Raw genomic sequence first — 21,164 nt, forward strand, 5'->3', positions numbered from 1 at the left:
GCCCGTGAAATCCATAAACCTTCCGTGCAGGAAGGTTTATTCGGGTTCCTCTAAACTGAGACTTAACGATCGCAACTCAGCGGTATGCGGATGGCTGACGTTGCCCATCCGTAAATCGTCCGCGCTCAGAAGTTCGACCATTTCACCACCAATCATCACGCCAATGCTGGTGCAAAGATGCGTTACGACAGCCAGATTGTGACTGACCAGAATATAAGTCAGTTTGCGGCGCTCACGCAGGTCGCTTAGCAGATTGAGGATCTCAGCCTGCACTGAAACATCCAGCGCCGAGGTCGGTTCATCGAGCAGTAAAATTTCCGGTTCTGAAATCATCGCCCGCGCGATAGCGACCCGCTGGCGTTGGCCGCCGGAAAGCTGATGCGGGAAGCGAAAACGCACCGCCTGTGGCAGGCCAACTTCAGCCAGCGCATCAGTTATGCGTTTTTCGATATTCAGAAACCCGTGCACGATCAACGGTTCGCTGAGGATGCGGTCAATGGTCTGGCGCGGGTGCAGCGAGCCGTACGGATCCTGAAATACCATCTGTACGCGGCGGAAAAAGCGTTTCTGACGCACCGGCACCTGGTCTTCGCCGCCAATGGTCATCCCACCGGACCATGCCTGATTTAACCCTGCCAGCGCGCGCAAAATTGTGGATTTGCCCGAACCGCTTTCTCCTACGATGCCGAAACATTCGCCGGGTGCGACACTGAAACTCACGCCTTTCACCACCTCGGTATCGCCGAACGCGATGCGCAGGTTATTGAGGATAATTTTGCTGTTATCTAAAGGGGGGGATTCTACTGTCATGAGGTTTTCCATGCTTCGTCACGTACCAGCACCGGCAGTCTGTCCCGCGGATGTTTGAGCGACGGCAGGCATTCCAGCAGTCCGCGCGTGTAAGGATGTTGTGCTTTGAGCAAATCACCCGCCTGTAACGTTTCGACAATACGCCCGGCGTACATGACGGCCACGCGGTCGCAGAATTTCGACACCAGAGGTAAATCATGGCTGATCAGAATCAGCCCCATACCACGACCGGACACCAGGTCATCCAGCAGACGCAAAATCTCAGCCTGCACGGTGGCATCCAGTGCGCTGGTCGGTTCATCGGCAATCATCAGCTCCGGATCCGGTGCCAGCATCATGGCAATCATCACGCGCTGGCCCATGCCGCCGGAGACTTCATGTGCATAACGGCCCGCGACTTTGTGCGGATCACGGATACGCACCTGATCGAGCAGTTCTATGGCGGCATTCATCGCCTGTTTTTTCGAGCCTCCTTTATGTGTTTGCCAGGCTTCTGCCACCTGTTTACCAATCGGCATCACCGGATTCAATGAATACTTCGGATCCTGCAAAATGAAACCCACGCGCTTGCCGCGGATCTGACGCATTTGCTTTTCGCTGGCATTGCGCAGATCGATGCCGTCGAAAGACAGCGTTTCGGCGCGGCACTTTGCAGCGGAAGGCAGAAGGTTCATCAGGCAACGTGCTGTCAGGGATTTACCGGAGCCACTTTCGCCCACGATCCCAAATTTCTCCTTGCCCAATGACAGCGATACGCCGCGAACGGCGTCGAAACTGCCGCTATTGGTCTGAAATGTAATATGCAAGTCTTTAATATCAACCAGCATCATTGCTCCTTAGGATCGAGAACGTCACGCAGCCCGTCGCCGAGGAAGTTAAACGCCAGAGAGGTCACAAAAATGGCTATGGCCGGAATTAACGGTACCCACCATTCACTGAACAGGAACCGGCGGGCAGTGGCTATCATCGCGCCCCATTCCGGTGATGGCGGCTGAGCGCCCATGCCTAAAAAGCCCAGACTGGCGGCAGTGATAATGATCGAACTCATGTCGAGTGTGATACGCACTACCAGGCTCGGCACACACAGCGGCATAATATGGTGCAGCACGATGCGGGCTGGTGTCGCACCGGTCAGACGGCAGGCGGCAATGTAATCCGTGCCGCGCACCTGCATGGTTTCCGCGCGCGCAAGGCGGGCATACGGTGGCCAGGCCGTGAGGGCGATAGCCAGAATGGCGCTTTCGATACCGGGTTTCAGCGCAGCTACAAAGGCCAGTGCCAGAATCAGGCGCGGGAAGGCCAGAAAGATGTCGGTGATGCGCATCAGGATGCGATCGAGTAAACCGCCGGCATAACCCGCCACGCAACCGATCAGCAAGCCTAACGGGGCGACGATCGCGACTACCACGATCACCATACCGAGCGTAATCCGGCCACCATAAAGAATGCGGCTCAGGGTGTCGCGGCCCAGTTCATCGGTGCCCAGCCAGTGCAGGGAAGAGGGTTTCGCCAGACGGTGCGCCAGGTCTTGTACACCTGGGTCATAACTGGTCAGCCAGGGGGCGCAGAGGGAAACCAGCAAGACAAGCAGCACGGTGAACAGGCCGGTGACTGCCAGAGGATTTTTACGCAGGCCAAGCCAGATACGGTAACGGCGGCCCCAGACGGCTTGCGTACGGGTGTGCGGCGTATCCGCCAGCAGCCAGGCGCGGCTGCCCGCGCGGGGTTGAGGTGTGACAGGAAGAGTGCTCATTTTACGCGGGGATCCAATAGTCGGTAGAGAAGGTCAGCCAGCAGGTTGAGCAGCACATAAATCGCGCCAATCAGCAACGTTGAGCCGATCACCGGATTCATATCCGCGTTCATCAGCGACACGGTGAGATATTGTCCAAGACCCGGCCAGGAGAAGACGTTTTCTGTGACCACGGCACCTTCCAGCAAACCTGCGTACGTCAGGGCCAGCACGGTGATCAGTTGTACGCCGACGGTGGGGAATGCATGTTTCCAGATAACCCGTCGCGCCGGGAGGCCTTTGGCGCGGGCGGTGATCACATATTCGCCGCCCAACGCGTTGAGCATAAAAGTGCGGGTCATGCGGGTAATGTAGGCCATGCTGAAATACGCGAGGATCAGAACCGGCTGCACCATATGAGCGAGCGCGTCCCAAAATGCGCCCATATCACCCGCCAGCAGGGAATCGACCGTCAGTAAACCGGTCACCTGTGGGATCATATCCTGATAGATGATGTCCTGGCGCCCCGGTCCCGGCGCGATACCCAGCGCGGAGTAGAAAATCAGCAGGCTGAGCAGGGCCAGCACGAAAACCGGCAGCGAGTGACCGGCCAGACAGACCACGCGGATAGTCTGATCAATCCAGCTTCCCTGACGGGTAGCAGCCCAGACACCCAGCGGAATACCGACAATGGCGGCGATAATGATCGCCGCTGTGGCCAGCTCCAGCGTGGCGGGGAAAAACCGGGCGATGTCCGTAGTGACCAGATTGGAGGTCAGGGCGGATCGCCCTAAATCACCGTGGAATACCTGACTGAGATAATGGAAAAACTGCAACCAGAGGGGCTGATCCAGCCCCATTTCATGACGAACCCGTTCGACGACTGCCTGCGGGGCGTTATCGCCAACCGCAGCCAGAACCGGGTCCGTCGGCATGACGCGACCAATGAAAAAAGTCACTACCGACAGACCAAACAAAGTAAGACAAACGCTGATGCAGGTACTCAGAAATCCTTTGAGTCTCTTGCTCACGCTTTAACAACCTTCTCGTAGGGGCTGGTGCTCATTACAGTTAATACCACGCCGGAAATCACGTTGCGGCAGGCGGCGGTCATGGTCGGTTGCAGCATGATGGCAAACGGGCTGTTTTCCATATGTCTGGTCTGCAATTCTTCATACAGTTTGATGCGGGTGGCCGGATCCGATTCTTTCAGCGCTTTGGTGCTGAGATCTGAAATTTCTTTATCCTGCCAGCTGCAGCGCCATGCCAGTGTGCGACTCTTGGCTTTGTCGGTATTATCGGGATTGCTGCAGAAGGCTTCGGCGTTAGAGTTAGGGTCAAAGTAGTCCGCGCCCCATTGGGTCATCGCCAGTTGTTGCTGACGCGCACGCATTTTGGTCAGAACCTGGCGACTTTCCGCTGCCAGCAGCGTGACTTTAATCCCGACTTCCGCGAGGTTTGACTGCAATGCCTGCACAATGTCAGAAGAGGGTGAGGCGGAGTAGTGATCTAATGTAATTTCAAAACCGTTAGGGAAACCGGCTTCGGCCAGCAACGCTTTGGCTTTAGCCACATCACGTTTGTACATGATGGTATTCACTGCCGCCGGGAAACCTTCCGGCAGGAAGCTCTGATGGATTTTATGCGTCAGCGGCACGATATGCTGCTGGATATTCTCGTAATCGATGGCCCATTTGATCGCCTGCCAGACCTGCGGTTTAGCCAGATTCGGATGTGCGGTATTGGCAGACAGCATAAAGGTACCGGCGATACCTTTTTGTACCAGCGTGAAGTTTTTGTCGTTGATCAGCGGACGTAACTGCTCGGTGGTCAGGTTACGGGCGATATCCACATCGCCTTTTTGCAGCATCAGCAACTGTGCGGAAGGGTCAATGATATGACGCATAATGATGCGCTGGATCTTGCCCGCGTGCGGGTTGTTTTTGTTGCTTTCCAGAATCACAGATTCGCTGACTTTCCAGTCGCGCAGTTTGAACGCACCTGAACCGGCACTGTTTTTCTTCAGCCATCCGTTACCCAGATCATCTCCGGTCTGATTCGCCAGACAGGCAGATTTTTGCACGATGCTGCCGACGTTGGCGGTCAGGCAATAGAGCAGGAAAGATTCAGATGCCGGTTCAGCGGTTTTAATCACCAGCGTTTCGGCGTCAGGGGCGGTGATCAGGCTTTCGACGTTATCTTTAGTGTAACCAAACTGGTTAATAATATAGGCCGGGCTTTTATCAAGTTTTACCACGCGTTGCAGGGAGAAAGCGGCGTCTTCTGCGGTGACCGGTTTGCCATCGGCCCATTTGGCTTTCGGATCCAGCTTGAAGGTAAAGGTTTTTTTATCGTCAGAAGCGGTCCATGAAACAGCCAGATCACCCTCGATTTCATCAGGGGACGCCAGTTTAGGTTTCACCAGTTGCTGATACATATTGCCGGTAATTTCACTGCCCACGGATTCGAAGCTTTCATGCGGATCAAGGCTGGTAACGATGTCGAGCTGGATGGCCATGACCAGTATTGATGCCGGAGTGGCAGCAAACACGGCATCAAACTTCAGGTAGGACAGCACAGGTATTGCGGAAAAACCGGTAACAAATTGACGCCTGGTAACCATAACTACTCCCATGAGATTGATATATAAAAGTAAAATTAAAAATTACAGTGCCATACCCTTGACTTAATTCCGGGCAACGGGCTTAAATGAAAAACACGTCGTCGACATCTCATATCGAAAACGCATTTGAAGCGTACTGTCTTTGTTCAACGCTGGTGCAGCATGACGGTCTTACTGCACCCCGCACGAACAAATCTCCGTTGTCTTAGTCATGCTTAATCAAAGGTAGAGCTTTTTATGAATAACGTAGCGCACGGAACTGAAGAATTAATGCCGGTTTTTGATGGACATAACGATGTGTTGCTGCAGCTTTGGACAGCACATCGCCAGGATCCTGAGCGTGCATTCCTTCAGGGACCCGCCAGCGGGCAACTGGACCTGCCGCGCTGTCGTGAAGCAGGCTTTGCTGGCGGGCTTTTCGCAGCATGGGTGCCGACTCCTGATGTTGATCTAGCAAATAGCGTGCCGGATCGTTCAGTGGATACGCGTTTTCTGCCGGAAGGTACTCAAAAACATCCTGATTTTTCCCCGACGCCTTCTTTCGATTTTGCACGTGATGTCACATTTGGCATGATGGCATTCCTGCTGAGAATCGAAGCGCAGTCGCAGGGGAAGGTGAAAATTTGCCGCACTGCGCAGGAGATCAGACAGTCAATGGATAATCATGCATTAGCAGTGGTTATGCATATTGAGGGCGCCGAGGCGATTGATGAGGAGTTGTATAATCTCGATGTGCTTTACAGCATGGGGTTGCGTTCTCTGGGGCCGGTATGGAGCCGGCCTAACATTTTCGGTGAGGGTGTCCCGTTTAAATATCAAACCTCACCGGATACCGGGCCGGGGCTGACGGAGGCGGGGGTGCGTCTGGTGAAAGCCTGTAACCAGAAACGCATCATGATTGATCTCTCTCATCTCAACGAAAAAGGGTTCTGGCAGGTGGCTGAGTTAAGTGATGCGCCGCTGGTGGCGAGCCATTCCAATGCATTCAGCATCTGCCCGCAGTCACGTAACCTGACCGATCAACAACTGGGAGCAATCAGAGAAAGCCAGGGGTTCGTCGGGCTGAACTTTGCGGTGCCATTCCTGCGCGAAGATGGCAAGCGCAGCGATGATACCGGCACCGATATCATGGTGCGTCACGTGGATTACCTGCTTGAACACCTGGGTGAGGACGGGGTCGGATTGGGATCGGACTTTGACGGAGCTTCAATGGCGCCGTTTTTAAAAGATGTGCGCGGGTTACCGGTGCTGGTTGAAGCGTTGCGCAAAGCGGGCTACGGCAAGGAACTGCTGGAAAAAATCTGCTACAAAAACTGGGTGAACGTGCTGGAGCGTACCTGGGGAAGCTAATCTGACCAGAAAGGTTCTCGCGGTAAAAAAAGAAAAGGCAGCCACCGGGGCTGCCTTTTTGCTGCTGTTATTCAGACTTATTTGAAGAAGTCTGCGCTCACAGTCAGGTTGCCGCCGCTTTTGTTCTGCCACTGGCGGGTAATGTGGTAGAACTTGGCGCCTTTGGCCGCTGCACGGTTCGCGACTTCTTGCGAAACATCCGTGGTGCTGTTGAAGTGGCCGGTGAAAGTGGTGGAATCAAACGGAACCATCTGAGCAGCGGTCACGTCATTCACTTCCTGAATCTTAGCACCGTTAGTAGCAGTCACCGTGTAGCGCTGACCGGTTGAGGATTGTGTTTCAAAGAAACGGCCGACATCACGGCTTGGGCTACCAGAGGAAGCCACGCCGGGGATCTCAACCCTGGCTGCTGCTGCACCGCCTGCTGCCAGTGCTGCTTTACCGGCTTCAGAATCAGCAGGGATAGCATCCGGAGACTGGACAACACGCTTTTGCGCATCTTTCTTGTAAATAAATGCAGTGATGTACTGATTGCCGCCGCTGTTGGCATCAATCTGGCGAACGATGAAGAAGGAATATGCCCCTTTTTCTTTCGCTGCTTTCGTAATGGCATCATTGACGTCTGGCTGGCTGCGGTAGAAACCGTTAACTGTGACGGTATCGAAAGGTTCGAGGCCGTAAGCAACGTCTTTAGGCAATTCAACCACCCCGTTGATAACACGATAGTGCGGATCTTTGCTGATTTCTGGCGCATCTTTTTTATAGATGTCTGCAACTACGCGCCAGTTGCCGCTATTGTTAGTGCTGTTGGTATCCTGAATATAAAAATAATCTGCACCCAGCGTATCGGCACGGCGGGAAACGGCGTCAGCGGCGTCGCCCAGCGTGTTGAACCGCCCGGTAATAACAATGCGATCAAAAGGCTTGATGGCTGCTGCTTTCTGCGGGCTAATTTCCTGCGCGGCATGTGCAGCAGACAGCGCAGAAACAGAAAACAGGGCCGATGCGATGATCGTTTTTGTCAGCTTCATAAAAATCCTTTCACCTTGCGCAGTAATGTTGAAACGTGCTGAATTTTTGATGTGTAACAGGTTAGCGGCCGATTATTGCATGTAACAATGCCGAGTGTCTCAGCAATTTATGGCAATAATGCGAGCACGTACGACATATCACATTACTTTTTTCACTACACATAACGTATATAAGTTTGTTGAATAATCCAGGTAGTGAAATAAATGTTAATTATTCACTATTTTCTAACTTCTATGCCCACCATGAGCGGGTTAAGGAAGGGGGAGCTGAGTGATTGATCCGGCGTTATGCGCGTTATAAGGTGGATTAAAGGCTTGGTTCTCAAGGTTTGCAGCAGGTTTGCGGACTATATCAATTTTTTTATTATTAATTACCTGTCTATCACTGTGATACGTAGATTATTGATTAGATATTCAGTAGGTTATAACCAGCCTGAAAAAATAAAATTCGGTGACGGCTATTAACCGACAGGCTTGTACGTGATTTGTTATGTCGATGACAAAATCATCAATGAAAAGGGTGAAGGGAATAAATTATGCGTATTGGTGTACCAAGAGAGCGGTTGACCAATGAAGCCAGGGTCGCAGCTACACCGAAAACGGTGGAACAGTTGCTGAAGCTTGGCTTTACGGTCGCTATCGAACAGGGGGCCGGTAAGTTAGCCAGCTTTGAAGACTCTGCGTATGAACAAGCGGGGGCGACGGTCGTCAGTGGCGATGATGTATGGCAATCCGATATCGTGTTGAAGGTGAATGCGCCTGAAAACGATGAAATCGATAAATTACAGGCAGGCACCACGTTAGTCAGCTTTATCTGGCCTGCGCAAAACCCTGAGCTGATCCAAAAACTGGCCGACCGCCAGGTGACCGCAATGGCTATGGATTCCGTGCCACGAATTTCCCGTGCGCAATCCCTCGATGCCCTGAGTTCCATGGCTAACATCGCCGGTTATCGTGCGATCGTTGAAGCGGCGCACGAATTTGGCCGTTTCTTTACCGGGCAAATCACCGCTGCGGGTAAAGTACCTCCGGCAAAAGTGATGATTATCGGCGCCGGTGTGGCCGGTCTGGCTGCTATTGGTGCGGCAGGTAGCCTCGGTGCTATCGTCCGTGCGTTCGATACCCGCCCTGAAGTGAAAGAGCAAGTCCAGAGTATGGGAGCTGAATTCCTCGAGCTGGATTTCGAGGAAGAAGCGGGCAGCGGTGACGGTTATGCCAAAGTGATGTCCGAAGCGTTCATTAAAGCGGAAATGGCGCTGTTTGCAGCGCAGGCCGAAGAAGTGGACATTATCGTTACGACGGCGCTGATCCCTGGCCGTCCGGCACCGAAGCTCATTACCCAGGAGATGGTCGCATCCATGAAGCCGGGCAGTGTGATCGTCGATCTGGCTGCTCAGACCGGGGGTAACTGTGAACTGACCGTCGCCGACAAAATTACCACCACTGAAAACGGCGTGAAGATTATCGGCTATACCGACTTGCCAAGTCGTCTGCCTACGCAATCTTCCCAGCTTTACGGCACCAACCTGGTTAACCTGTTGAAGCTGCTGTGCAAAGAAAAGAACGGTGAAATTGAGATTGATTTCGAGGATACCGTTGTGCGCGGCGTAACCGTGGTCAGATCCGGTGAAGTCACCTGGCCTGCACCGCCGATTCAGGTATCTGCTCAGCCTCAGGCTGCGAAAGCCGCAGAACCGGTTGCCAAAGTTGAAGCCAAACCGGCGTCGCCGTGGACCAAATTCATCATTATGGCGGTAGCGATTGTATTGTTTGGCTGGCTGGCGAATGTGGCTCCGAAAGAGTTCCTTTCCCACTTTACCGTGTTCGCGTTGTCATGCGTGGTCGGTTATTACGTGGTGTGGAATGTCAGTCATGCGCTGCATACTCCGCTGATGTCGGTCACTAACGCCATCTCAGGGATTATCGTGGTCGGTGCCGTACTGCAAATTGGCCACGGCGGTTGGGTGAGTTTCCTGTCCTTCGTCGCGGTTCTGATTGCCAGTATCAATATTTTCGGCGGATTCACCGTCACTCAGCGCATGCTGAAGATGTTTCGTAAGAACTAAGGGGTAACATATGTCTGGGGGTTTAGTAACAGCAGCATATATTGTTGCCGCCATTTTGTTTATTTGCAGCCTTGCGGGGCTGTCGAAACATGAGACATCGAAGCAGGGTAATATTTTCGGTGTTACCGGGATGGCAATCGCGTTAATCGCGACTATCCTCGGGCCAGACTCCGGCAATGTTGGCTGGATCATCGTTGCTATGGTGATAGGCGGTGCGATTGGTGTTTATCTGGCACGAAAAGTCGAAATGACCGAAATGCCTGAGCTGGTGGCGATATTGCACAGCTTCGTGGGTCTGGCCGCAGTTTTGGTAGGCTTTAACAGCTATCTGGATCATGGTGCAGTGCCGATGGAAGGCGTGATGGAAAATATCCATCTGACCGAAGTGTTTCTCGGTATCTTCATCGGCGCAGTGACCTTTACCGGATCGATTGTGGCGTTTGGCAAACTGCGGGGGATTATCTCTTCCAAACCGCTGGCGTTGCCACACCGTCATAAACTGAATCTGGCGGCGCTGGTTGTTTCCTTCCTGCTGATGGTGATGTTTGTTCGCACTGAAAGCATCGGACTTCAGGTTCTCGCATTACTGATCATGACCGTGATCGCACTGGCGTTTGGCTGGCATCTGGTGTCCTCAATCGGCGGCGCTGATATGCCGGTTGTGGTTTCCATGCTGAACTCCTATTCCGGTTGGGCTGCGGCTGCAGCGGGTTTCATGCTCAGCAACGACTTGCTGATCGTCACCGGTGCGCTGGTGGGGTCTTCCGGTGCGATCCTTTCCTATATCATGTGTAAAGCCATGAACCGTTCATTCATTAGCGTGATTGCAGGCGGTTTCGGTACTGATGGTTCTTCTACCGGTGATGCTGAAGAGATGGGTGAATATCACGAAGCCAGCGCGGAAGAAGTGGCTGACATGCTCAAAAACGCCAGTTCAGTGATCATTACTCCTGGCTACGGAATGGCAGTTGCTCAGGCACAGTATCCGGTACATGACATCACCGCGAAATTACGGGCAAAAGGTATCAAGGTGCGTTTCGGTATTCACCCTGTTGCAGGACGACTGCCGGGACATATGAACGTATTGCTGGCCGAAGCAAAAGTGCCGTATGACATCGTGCTGGAAATGGATGAGATCAATGATGATTTCAGCGATACCGACGTTGTGCTGGTTATCGGGGCCAATGACACCGTGAACCCGGCTGCACAGGAAGATCCGCGCAGTCCGATCGCGGGTATGCCAGTGCTGGAAGTATGGAAAGCGCAGAACGTGATCGTATTTAAACGTTCAATGAATACCGGTTATGCCGGTGTGCAGAACCCGCTGTTCTTCAAAGAAAATACCCAAATGCTGTTTGGTGATGCCAAAGAAAGCGTAGAGAAAATTCTGCGTGCATTGTAATCACCCTCAGTAATGAAAAAGGCCAGTCAGTCGACTGGCCTTTATTTATGCATGAATCAGATTTTATTCGTCTTCATCTTCTTCGTCATCGGGCGTAATAGGGCATTCGAAATCATCCGGTTTGATTGCCAGCAAATCGCATTTCAGATGGTCGATCACCTGCTCGGTTGTGTTACCTAAAAATGCAGCGGAAAGGCCGGTGCGGCCAATAGCGCCGAGAACAACGACACCCGCCTGCAAATGCTCTGCAAGGTCAGGAATGACTTCTTCGGGCAGACCTTTTTCCACATGCGTGAACTTCTCATCCAGCTGGAATTTTTGACGCAATGCTTTCATCGCGATCAGATGCTGACCGCGGATTGCATCGTTATACACGCTCGGGTCAAAATCGGGCAGTTCGATAGCAATGTTGATAGGGGTAACCGGATAAGCGCCCACCAGATGTACTTCCGTCTGGTTAACGTGAGACGCCAATTCAATAGTTTCTTTCACCAGCTTAATGTTGAGCTGATCGTGATAAGGCTCTTCGCTGGAAAGGTTGACGGCAACAACCGCTTTGCCACCTTCCGGCCACGGCTGGTCTTTCACCATCCACACCGGACACGGACATTTACGCAGCAAGTTCCAGTCTGTCGGGGTGAAAATAACTGACTCAAGGCGATCGTGCTGATGGGCCATTTTTAACAGCAAGTCGTGATGTGAGGAAACGACTTCCTGAATAATGGCTTCGAAAGGTTTGTTATGCCAGACAACTTTGATATCAATGGGAATGCCCGCTTCGATATAATACCGACACTGTTCTTTAATCCATTCTTCCCGTTCGCTGATCACACTTTGTCGCATACTGGTCCGTTCGTCTGGCGACAGCATAGTGGTCATCTCATAGGAGAAGTCATAAATGGACAGAAAGGCTTTAATACGGCCGCCATTACGTTGCACCAGATAAACGGCACGACGCAGTGCGGGTTGGTCATCCTGATTGGGGTCTATAGCAACCAGTAAATTCTGATACTTAGCCATGGGGACTCCTTAACACCTGTAAAAGAACGGCGGTCAGTGTATTAAGTACAGAGTAAACCAAGATTAAGCAATCGGACAGAGGAGAAATTGAGTCGGATCAACAAATTATTGCTTGCAGATCCGATTCACAATTATCAGGCAGAAACCGGGGCCGACTGACCGGCTAACTGAGAAAGCATTTCATGATTCTCAATGGTGATATATTTACCTTTTACGCTCAACATTTCTGATTTCTGGAAACGGCCGAGTAAACGGCTGATGGTTTCCACGGTCAGGCCGAGGTAATTACCGATGTCGCCACGGGTCATGGTCAGGCGGAATTCGCGCTGTGAGAAACCACGTTGTGCAAAGCGGCGGGAGAGGTTGTAGATAAATGCAGCCAGTCTTTCTTCCGCATTTTTCTTCGACAACAGCAGGATCATATCCTGGTCGCCTTTAATCTCACCGCTCATCAGACGCATCATTTGCTGGCGCAGATTCGGCATTTTTCCTGAGAGATCGTCGAGGGTCTCAAACGGAATTTCACAAACCATGGACGTTTCCAATGCTTGTGCAAAACTTGGATGCTGTAAACCACCAATGGCATCAAAACCCACTAAATCGCCCGCGAGGTGGAAGCCAGTGATTTGCTCATCGCCTTGCTCAGTGATGGTGTAACTTTTAATGGTGCCGGAACGAATCGCATATAAAGACTTCAGTTCATCACCGGCTTTAAACAATGCCTGACCTTTTTGGATCGGCTTTTTCCTTTCGATAATGTTGTCTAACTGATCGAGTTCATGTTCGTTCAGGGTGAAAGGAATACAAAGCTGGCTGATGCTACAGTCCTGACAATGGATTGCACAGCCACCAGACTGGATACGTCGAATAATACGCTTTTCCGGGATCATAAGAGTCACTCTGGCAATATTGATATGGGTCAATTTTAACATCTTTTGCAGCGAGTGATAAGTGGCTGTAAGGTGCTAAAAGGGCGAAATGTTAAAAAACCCCGTTTTTTAACGGGTTTTTTTTCTAATTATTTTGATCTGCACGAAGAATTGAAGCTAATTGAGAATCAATGAGCTTAAAAGCGGGATCAATTTATTAAGCAAATGAATATTGAGATTTAAGAAAATAAGTCGAATGAATCAATTTAAGAGAGGAAATGTGAACTTCAATATCCGTCTGGGGGCGGTATCGGTCAGATTTTTTGAATCCTGGCAGCAAAAAAACGCCCCGGATTATGGCATAAAACGCCGTGGCGGATCGACTTTGATACCCATTCACCTCACAACCGCTTACAATGCCTTAATTCGTTTAGCTTTCGTTTACTTTTAGGAAAGGTGTAATGCAGTCTGATTCTCTGGGGTTTCCGTTTGAAACCACGATCGTTTTTATTGTTGTAGCCGTTGCGGCATTGCTGACCGACATCTTTGCCCACCGCAGTCATAAGCCTATCGGCCTGATAAGTGCCTCCCTCTGGACCGTATTCTGGATCGCTGTTTCTCTGAGTTTTGCCGGATTTTTATATATTCACCACGGGAAGGAAGTCGCCAGTCTTTTCCTCACCGGTTATGCACTGGAACAGGTACTTTCCATTGATAACCTGTTTGTGATTATGGCCATTTTCGCCTGGTTTAAAGTACCGGATGGCTATCGTCACCGCATTCTTTACTGGGGGGTGATTGGCGCGATTGTTTTCCGCGGCATTTTCGTGGTGATTGGTACCGGTTTGCTGGCACTGGGGCCCTGGGTAGAAATGGTATTTGCGGTGGTCATTCTCTGGACCGCTATTCTGATGATGCGCGCCGGGAAAGATGATGAGGAAACTGATGATTACTCTGATCATATTGCCAACCGACTGGTGCGCCGTTTCTTCCCGGTATTTCCTAAACTGGTGGGGCCACATTTTCTGGTCAGCAGTGAGCAGGTAGAAGCTGAACTGGCAAAGCCTGAAAATCAGGGATTCAGTTTTACCGTGAAGAAGGGCATGCGCTATGCAACGCCGTTATTGCTGTGCATCGCCGTGGTAGAAATTTCCGATCTGATGTTTGCCTTTGACAGCGTGCCCGCGGTGATCGCTGTCAGTCGTGAACCCCTGATTGTGTATTCCGCAATGATGTTTGCCGTTCTCGGTCTGCGTACGATGTATTTTGTGCTGGAAGCGCTGCGTAAATATCTGGTGCATCTGGAGAAATCAGTAATTTTCCTGCTGTTCTTCGTGGCTGCCAAACTGGCGCTGAACGCCAGTAATCACTTGTGGCATCATGGTATTGAAATCAGCGCATTAGCCAGCCTTTATGTGGTGCTGGGCGTTCTGGCGTTAGGTATTATTGCCAGCTTACTTTTCCCCGGAAAAAAAGACGCCGTATAACACAACCCTGAGATTCACCCATAAAAAACGCTGCGATTGCAGCGTTTTTACGTTCAGTGGTCATTCGTTTGAAACGGCGTTACACGTCGCCTTCGTTATCTTTTTCAACCGCTTCATGAATGCGGTCAAGCATATCAGGGAAGGCTGATTGCACGCGGCTCCAGCTGGGGATAAAGGGTTTTTCGCTCGGTGTATCCACAAAAGCCTGACCCGCTTCCATGATCGCACCCGAGAACAATTCTACTGCCGATTCCTCGCTGTGACGGTCAAAAGACAAACCGTTCATACGCGCATCATTTTCAAATCCGTCAATCATATCCAGCGCATTCCGGTAATAAGTGGCTTTCAGTATCCGGAAAGACTCACTGGTAATATTGACACCCAGAATTGCCATCTTTCGGTACAGCGCTTTGGTAATATCAATACTCATGCGCTGTAAACCATTTGACGCATCTTCTTCTGACATCGGCTGGTGCTTATGATCGTAATTGTCGGCGATATCCACCTGGCAAATACGTTTGGTCGCCGTATTTCGATGCAATTCTGACAACACGCCAATTTCCAGCCCCCAGTCACTCGGAATACGTAAATCGTTCAGAACATGCGTGCGCATCGCGAATTCACCGGAAAGCGGATAACGGAAAGTACGCAGATATTCAAGAAAATCAGAGTGGCCGTAAACGATTTGCAGGGATTTCAGTAACGGGAAAACCAGCAGGCGGCCGACACGACCGTTGAATTTTCCGTCTGCCACACGGGCATAATAGCCTTTGCAAAAATCGTAGTGGAAGTTCGGATTCGCCACCGGATACATCAGACGCGCCAGCATCTCACGGCTATAAGTGACAATGTCACAATCATGCAGCCCGACGACAGAGGTGCGGCGTGAGGCCAGCGTATAGCCCACACAAAACCAGACATTACGACCTTTACCGGGTTCATTGGGCGAAAGATTTTCTTTCTTCAGCTCTTCATCCAGTGCTGTCAGGCGCGGACCGTCATTCCATAAAATGCGGTGACGTTGTGGCAGTCGGGAGAAAAATTCGCGGGCAAATAAAAATTGATCGCGGTCAGCGCGATCTAATCCAATAACGATTTCTTCCAGATAGGGGACTTTCGTCAGCTCATCAACGATACGGCTCAGCGCCGGGCCTTCCAGTTCGGAAAATAATGACGGTAATATTAATCCCATCGAACGGCGGCCGGAGAACACCTGCAAATCGTATTCGAGTTCTTCAACTTTACGGTTTGTCAGATTATGGAAATTAGTAATGACACCATCCTGATAAAAATCGCTCATACGGTATTCTCCAATTTTAGAATAGATAAAATTATTGGAAGTCTTCTGTGTAAACACAAAACGTTAAACAATGTGAAAACAATCTATTAATAAAATCATTTGCCTTTTACGTATTACCCTCAACGAAGGGTAATAAAATGATTCAGCCCCTGACTCCAGCCGTGCGGGCCAGGCTCATCAGTGCGGAAAATATGTGCCACATCCTCCCGCTGCAGCGGCATCTCATGCTCATGATGGCCTTTGATCACCACGGCATAATTCACCGCTTCCAGCATTGATAAATCATTCGGACCATCTCCCAGACCCATGCTTATCACCGGCTGACCGCGTTTTTGCTGATAGCGATCTGATAACCATTGCACCGCCTGACCTTTACCGGCGCCGGTTCCCATCACATGCCAGAAACGCCCGCCGCGTGTCAGTGAGAGGCCTTCGCGCATCAGACATTTTTTCAGGCGTGCGAAATCCAGATCATTACCGAACCAGAGCAGCGGTTCAGATGCATCACGCTGCATCGCCAGTGCTGCCTCTTCCTCTGTGAGTCCGGTCCACAGGGCAACCTGCCTGGCCGTGACATCACCAAAGCCACGAAACTCGAAATCATAACGCTGGCGCAGAGCCACCAGAATCTGGCGGATCTCAGGATAACCCGCGCCGGAAATGTGAAATGGCACGGCGGCTTCGTCCCGCCAGTCAGGCGGCAAGTGAATGATTGCGCCATTTTCTGCAATAAAAGGCTGTTGTGTCAGGTTCAGGGCAGATTGCAATTCCGCCACTTCGGCTGACGTTTTGCTGGTCGTCAAAATTAACGGAACCTGTGCCGCCGAGAGTTTATCCAGCCAGGGCTGCGCGGGTTGCCAACTGTAATCATGATGGTCAAGCAATGAGCCATCCAGGTCAGTGAAAATAATCAAGGGATCATCAAGGTAAGGCATCTTTTCTCCTCAATTGGGGCAGGGAATGTCAGCGTAAGCTCAATGGTTTACTTCTTCCCCAGCAGCTAAGTATAGATATAAAAATGAGTTTTAACGGTTGTCAGGCCATTTCCGGAATTTTTACCGGCGCAGTTCCACTGGCATGCGGCTTTACCCGCAGCGGGTTTATGGCGATAATTTGGGGCAGTTCCACCGCTGAAAAAGAGGTAATCAGATGAGCGAAGATGATGATTTATTCAGTCAGGAGATGGCAGGTGTACAGCCACTGGCGTCGGATAAACGGGTGGTCTACCTCAAAAACTCCGCTTCCGGGCATAAGGTGAGTGCAGATACGGTGTCAGAAGTGCGTGAGAATCCGCTGACTACCGGTTTTCTGAATATTCAGCCTTGCGATGAGCCTCTCGAATACAAACACGACGGTGTGCAACAGGGAGTGCTGGATAAACTCCGGCAGGGGAAATATCCGCTGGAAGCCAGCCTGAACCTGCTGCGCAAGCCAGTAGAGCAGTGCCGTCAGGAACTTTTCACTTTTTTCTGTCAGGCGCAGGCTGAAAATTTACGCACTTTGCTGATCATTCACGGGCGTGGTCGGGAAGATGAAAGCCATGCAAATATTGTACGCAGTTATATTGCCAAATGGCTGCAGCAGCTCGACGACGTGCAGGCGTTTTGCGTTGCTGTTCAGAAAGACGGCGGAGCCGGTGCCTGTTATGTCGCGTTGAAGAAAACCGCGCAGGCAAAACAGGAGAACTGGGAGCGCCATGCAAAACGCAGCCGGTAATTTTTATGGCGCGACCGGTCATCGGGGTGTCCGTTGTGTCGTGGTTTAAGCATTACCCTTTACTGTCCTGATACTTTTCATGCCCGGTGACGGGCACCTAATCGAGTTATATCCATGTTCTTAAAACCGGTTTACCTGCGCTGTACACTTGTGTTGTGCGGCGTCAGCCTTTTATCTGCCTGCGATCGCAATGTTCCTGAGCCACTGGTGATTGAGGGCAAAACGATGGGTACGTTTTACCGTGTCAGTCTGGCTGGCGTGGATAAAAACCGGGAACCGGCGCTGCGTGAACAAATTGAAATGCAGCTCAAGGAAGATGATCACCAGTTGTCGACTTACAAAGATGACTCTGTACTGTCGCGTTTTAATCAATATCAGGGCAACGTGCCGCAGCCCGTCAGTCAGGGGATGGCGGATGCGGTTGTCACCTCCCTCCGGATTGGCCGGCTCACTGGCGGCGCGATGGATATCACTGTCGGCCCGCTGGTGAATCTGTGGGGATTCGGGCCGGACAAACAACCGGTAAAAATCCCGACGCCGGAACAAATCGATGCCGCCCGCGCCCGCACCGGTTTACAGCATCTTAAAGTGATCCAGCAAAGTGACGGACAGTACCTTCAAAAAGATTTAGCCGGTATGTATGTTGATCTCTCGACCGTGGGCGAAGGCTACGCGACTGATCATCTGGCACGTTTAATAGAAGGTAACGGCATCAGCAATTATCTGGTGTCAGTTGGTGGCGCGGTGGTTTCCCGCGGGCATAACGCGCAGGGCAAACCCTGGCAGGTGGCAATTCAGAAACCAACTGATAAAGAAACGGCGGTACAGGCGATTGTTGATTTACAGGGCATGGGGATCAGCACCTCCGGCAGTTATCGTAATTATTACGAACTCAATGGCAAACGTCTCTCGCACATCATTGATCCGGCGACCGGTTCGCCGATCACGCACAAACTGGTATCGGCGACAGTGATTGCGCCGACGGCGCTGGAAGCGGACGGCTGGGATACTGGCCTGATGGTGTTGGGGACCCGTAAAGCGCTGGCGCTGGCAGAGCAACAACATCTGGCGGTGTACCTCATCACCAAAGACGGCGACACGTTTAAAAGCTACATGTCTGAGCAATTCAAAGCCTATCTGAAAGACCCGGAATAGGTTAAGGCTCACGGTGCCGTTTGGATGCAAAGCCCGGCGGGACAGGGCTGTCTGAAGGCATGACTGTGACTTTATGCAGCAGGGCGGCAGGCGCGGCTTCAGATGCTTATTAATCTGAAGCCGCGCCAAAACCTTAGTGTTTCGCGGTGCTGAGCAGCTCGAATAACACCACAGTGCGGGACGTGCAGATGTACTCGCGGCCAAATTCAAAGTTATGCTCGTTGATGTCATCCGGCTGGAAGGTATCGAAAATATGTCGCCAGCTTTCACCATGCGCCACCGAAGGCAACGTGAACACCACGTCTTCATGTGACGCGTTGAACAGTAGCAGTACCGTGCTTAGCGAGCCCTGCCGCACCAGACCGGTCGGCTGGGCACGGCCATCGAGCAACATCGCAATGCATTTGGCATGAGGATCTTTCCAGGCTGCATCGGACATTTCCTGCCCCTGTGGCTGGAACCAGCTCACATCCTTCACTCCCAGTTTTTCATGCAGCGCGCCAGTCAGGAAGCGTCCCCGGTGCAATATCGGGAAGCGTTTACGCAAAGCAATGAGCCGGTAGGTGAATAGCAACAGCGCCTTGCCTTTGTCTCCAATATCCCAGTTTACCCAGGCAATATCCGTGTCCTGACAATAGGCGTTGTTATTGCCGTTCTGCGAGCGGCCAAACTCATCACCCGCAAGCAGCATCGGCGTCCCCTGAGAAAGCAACAACGTCGCCAGCATATTGCGCATTTGCCGCTGTCGCAGTTCATTGATGGCCGGATCGTCAGTCGGGCCTTCCACACCATAGTTCGCGGAAATGTTGTTATCGCTGCCATCTTCGCCGTTTTCGCCATTTGCCTCGTTGTGTTTATTGGCATACGACACCCAGTCATTGAGCGTGAAACCGTCGTGGGCAGTAATGAAATTCACGGAAGCATAAGGCTTGCGGCCCCGGTGATTAAACAAGTCTGCTGAACCGGAAAGTCGTGTAACAAACTGCGCCAGCTGACCTTCATCGCCACGCCAGAATTTACGCACCGTGTCACGGAACCGGTCGTTCCATTCCATCCAGCCTGGCGGGAAGCCGCCCACCTGATATCCGCCGGGGCCACAATCCCAGGGTTCGGCGATCAGTTTACATTGGCTGAGGATAGGATCCTGGCGGCAGGTGTCGAGAAAGCCGCAGCCCTCATCAAAACCATAGCTTTCACGTCCGAGGATGGTTGCCAGATCAAAGCGAAAACCATCGACCTGCATTTCAGTTGCCCAGTATCGCAGCGAGTCGGTGACCATCTGTAATACGCGGGGATGGCTGAGATTGAGCGTATTGCCGGTACCGGTATCGTTTATGTAATAACGCTTATTGTCCGGCATCAGCCGGTAATAGCTGGCGTTGTCGATACCTTTGAAAGACAGCGTCGGACCCAGCTCGTTACCTTCGGCGGTGTGGTTATAAACGACATCCAGAATAACCTCAATGCCTGCGGCATGCAGGGTGGCAATCATCTGTTTGAACTCATTAACGGTTTGCGTCGCCATATATTGCGGATGCGGCGCAAAGAAACTCAGCGTGTTATAGCCCCAGAAATTATGCAGACCATTATCCTGCAAATGCCGGTCATCGGTAAAAGCATGAACAGGCATCAGCTCGACAGACGTGACGCCGAGAGAACGGATATAGTCCACGATATGTGGCGTGCTCATGCCGGAAAACGTGCCGCGCAGATGCTCGGGTACTGCCGGATGGCGCATGGTATAACCGCGGACATGCGTCTCATAAATCAGAGTTTTTTCCCAGGGAATGTGTCTTTTTCGGGAACGGGCCCACGAGAATGCGGGATCAATCACCCGGCATTTAGGCAAAAACGCGGCGCTGTCAGTATTATCAATGTGCAAATCTTTCTTCGGGCTTTGCAGGTCATAGGCGAACAGCGCATCGTCCCATTTCAGTTCGCCGACAATCTGTTTGGCGTAAGGGTCGAGCAGTAACTTGGCGGGATTAAACCGGTGGCCATCGTGCGGCGCATAGGGGCCGTGTACGCGATAGGCATACAGCAGGCCGGGACGGGCATCCGGCAGATAACCGTGCCAGACTTCATCGGTATATTCCGGAAGTTCGATGACATCGTATTGCTCACCGTCTTCGTTAAAAAGACACAGCTCAACCTTGGTGGCGTTAGCTGAAAACAGCGCGAAATTGACGCCCAGTCCGTCCCAGGTCGCACCCAGTGGCACCGGCAATCCTTCGCGTACCCGTGTGGTGTGCCCGGAATCGAAACTGCGAACAATCTCACCATCACTGTAAGGCTCAATAATCCGCACGCCAAACTCATCTACTGCAATATCAACCTGTAAATGTGCCGGAATGGTGCGGGTTTCTTCCGTTGTTACAACAGGCTTACTTATCTTCTTGCTGGATCGGGCCTTTGCCATACTTGACGTCACTCCGTTTCAGGGAAATCTGACAAAAATTGCCGAAGGGGTCGACTGCGTGCATGCAGACGATAACAAGCAGTGTAGACCGGACTTGGTAACTTCTCCTGTAAACCGCCGAAAAGCTGTACAAGGGAAAGCGCATCGTTGATAGTGAAAGCGAAAAAGCTAGCCTGCTAGTGAT

At 51.7% G+C, this 21,164-nt stretch carries 17 protein-coding genes; 6 read left to right on the forward strand and 11 right to left on the reverse strand.

Translation table 11 applies throughout. The features are described from left to right. Positions 1-36: 36 nt before the first annotated feature. Genes J1781_RS22060 through J1781_RS22080 form a run of 5 tightly spaced genes read right to left on the reverse strand, consistent with a single transcriptional unit; the run spans position 37 to position 5,165 of the window. A complete protein-coding gene (locus J1781_RS22060) occupies positions 37-810 on the reverse strand; it encodes an ABC transporter ATP-binding protein (RefSeq protein WP_129951335.1) in 774 nt (257 codons plus the stop codon). Continuing rightward, on the reverse strand, positions 807-1,637 hold the full coding sequence (locus tag J1781_RS22065) for an ABC transporter ATP-binding protein (RefSeq protein ID WP_217157285.1): 831 nt from the start codon (positions 1,635-1,637) through the stop codon (positions 807-809). The genes J1781_RS22060 and J1781_RS22065 overlap by 4 nt, the downstream gene beginning before the upstream one ends. Next, positions 1,637-2,563: an ABC transporter permease gene (locus J1781_RS22070; protein WP_129951334.1), complete on the reverse strand. Its 927-nt coding sequence runs from the start codon at positions 2,561-2,563 to the stop codon at positions 1,637-1,639. Before J1781_RS22070 ends, J1781_RS22065 begins: the two co-directional genes overlap by 1 nt. Continuing rightward, the gene (locus J1781_RS22075) at positions 2,560-3,573 is read right to left on the reverse strand and encodes an ABC transporter permease (RefSeq protein ID WP_129951333.1); all 1,014 of its coding nucleotides are present in this window, start codon (positions 3,571-3,573) and stop codon (positions 2,560-2,562) included. The genes J1781_RS22070 and J1781_RS22075 overlap by 4 nt, the downstream gene beginning before the upstream one ends. After that, positions 3,570-5,165, reverse strand: a complete 1,596-nt coding sequence (locus J1781_RS22080) for an ABC transporter substrate-binding protein (RefSeq protein WP_217219583.1) — start codon at positions 5,163-5,165, stop codon at positions 3,570-3,572. Before J1781_RS22080 ends, J1781_RS22075 begins: the two co-directional genes overlap by 4 nt. 237 nt (positions 5,166-5,402) lie before the next feature. Here J1781_RS22080 and J1781_RS22085 point away from each other — a divergent pair, with 237 nt between their 5' ends. After that, complete coding sequence (locus J1781_RS22085; RefSeq protein ID WP_129951331.1) at positions 5,403-6,515, forward strand: dipeptidase; 1,113 nt, start codon at positions 5,403-5,405, stop codon at positions 6,513-6,515. A 77-nt stretch (positions 6,516-6,592) separates the two neighbouring features. Here J1781_RS22085 and ydgH read toward each other — a convergent pair whose 3' ends face one another. After that, positions 6,593-7,546 carry a DUF1471 family protein YdgH gene (ydgH, locus tag J1781_RS22090; RefSeq protein ID WP_129951330.1) on the reverse strand — a complete coding sequence of 318 codons (954 nt, stop codon included), beginning with the start codon at positions 7,544-7,546 and terminating at the stop codon, positions 6,593-6,595. A gap of 536 nt (positions 7,547-8,082) precedes the next feature. Between ydgH and pntA the strand changes: the two genes are divergently transcribed. Continuing rightward, positions 8,083-9,612, forward strand: a complete 1,530-nt coding sequence (gene pntA, locus J1781_RS22095; protein WP_129951329.1) for a Re/Si-specific NAD(P)(+) transhydrogenase subunit alpha — start codon at positions 8,083-8,085, stop codon at positions 9,610-9,612. Positions 9,613-9,622: 10 nt separating this feature from the next. Then, entirely contained in the window at positions 9,623-11,014 is a 1,392-nt protein-coding gene (gene pntB / locus J1781_RS22100) for a Re/Si-specific NAD(P)(+) transhydrogenase subunit beta (protein ID WP_129951328.1), read from the forward strand. Positions 11,015-11,077: 63 nt separating this feature from the next. Here the strand turns inward: pntB and uspE are convergent, their stop codons facing one another. Both uspE and J1781_RS22110 read right to left on the reverse strand, forming a co-directional pair. After that, positions 11,078-12,034, reverse strand: coding sequence for a universal stress protein UspE (gene uspE / locus J1781_RS22105; RefSeq protein WP_217234208.1), 957 nt, complete (start codon positions 12,032-12,034; stop codon positions 11,078-11,080). 134 nt (positions 12,035-12,168) lie between these two features. Then, the gene (locus J1781_RS22110) at positions 12,169-12,924 is read right to left on the reverse strand and encodes a fumarate/nitrate reduction transcriptional regulator Fnr (RefSeq protein WP_013575564.1); all 756 of its coding nucleotides are present in this window, start codon (positions 12,922-12,924) and stop codon (positions 12,169-12,171) included. A 440-nt stretch (positions 12,925-13,364) separates the two neighbouring features. On the opposite strand from J1781_RS22110, the gene J1781_RS22115 reads away from it, so the two are divergent. After that, positions 13,365-14,390: a TerC/Alx family metal homeostasis membrane protein gene (locus tag J1781_RS22115; protein ID WP_217138662.1), complete on the forward strand. Its 1,026-nt coding sequence runs from the start codon at positions 13,365-13,367 to the stop codon at positions 14,388-14,390. 79 nt (positions 14,391-14,469) lie between these two features. Here the strand turns inward: J1781_RS22115 and J1781_RS22120 are convergent, their stop codons facing one another. Together J1781_RS22120 and J1781_RS22125 are read right to left on the reverse strand one after the other, a co-directional pair. Continuing rightward, positions 14,470-15,690 (reverse strand): glycosyltransferase family protein, encoded by a 1,221-nt coding sequence (locus tag J1781_RS22120; protein WP_129951325.1) that lies wholly within the window; start codon positions 15,688-15,690, stop codon positions 14,470-14,472. A 119-nt stretch (positions 15,691-15,809) separates the two neighbouring features. Next, a complete protein-coding gene (locus tag J1781_RS22125; protein WP_217234209.1) occupies positions 15,810-16,625 on the reverse strand; it encodes a mannosyl-3-phosphoglycerate phosphatase-related protein in 816 nt (271 codons plus the stop codon). A 214-nt stretch (positions 16,626-16,839) separates the two neighbouring features. Between J1781_RS22125 and smrA the strand changes: the two genes are divergently transcribed. Both smrA and apbE read left to right on the forward strand, forming a co-directional pair. Then, the gene (smrA, locus tag J1781_RS22130; protein WP_217156697.1) at positions 16,840-17,406 is read left to right on the forward strand and encodes a DNA endonuclease SmrA; all 567 of its coding nucleotides are present in this window, start codon (positions 16,840-16,842) and stop codon (positions 17,404-17,406) included. A gap of 114 nt (positions 17,407-17,520) precedes the next feature. After that, positions 17,521-18,561, forward strand: coding sequence for an FAD:protein FMN transferase ApbE (gene apbE / locus J1781_RS22135; protein ID WP_129990701.1), 1,041 nt, complete (start codon positions 17,521-17,523; stop codon positions 18,559-18,561). A gap of 133 nt (positions 18,562-18,694) precedes the next feature. Here the strand turns inward: apbE and glgX are convergent, their stop codons facing one another. Further along, complete coding sequence (gene glgX, locus J1781_RS22140; RefSeq protein ID WP_129951321.1) at positions 18,695-20,980, reverse strand: glycogen debranching protein GlgX; 2,286 nt, start codon at positions 20,978-20,980, stop codon at positions 18,695-18,697. Between the last annotated feature and the right edge of the window lie 184 nt (positions 20,981-21,164).

The organism is Rahnella perminowiae (genome assembly GCF_019049695.1).
Taxonomy (GTDB): domain Bacteria; phylum Pseudomonadota; class Gammaproteobacteria; order Enterobacterales; family Enterobacteriaceae; genus Rahnella; species Rahnella perminowiae.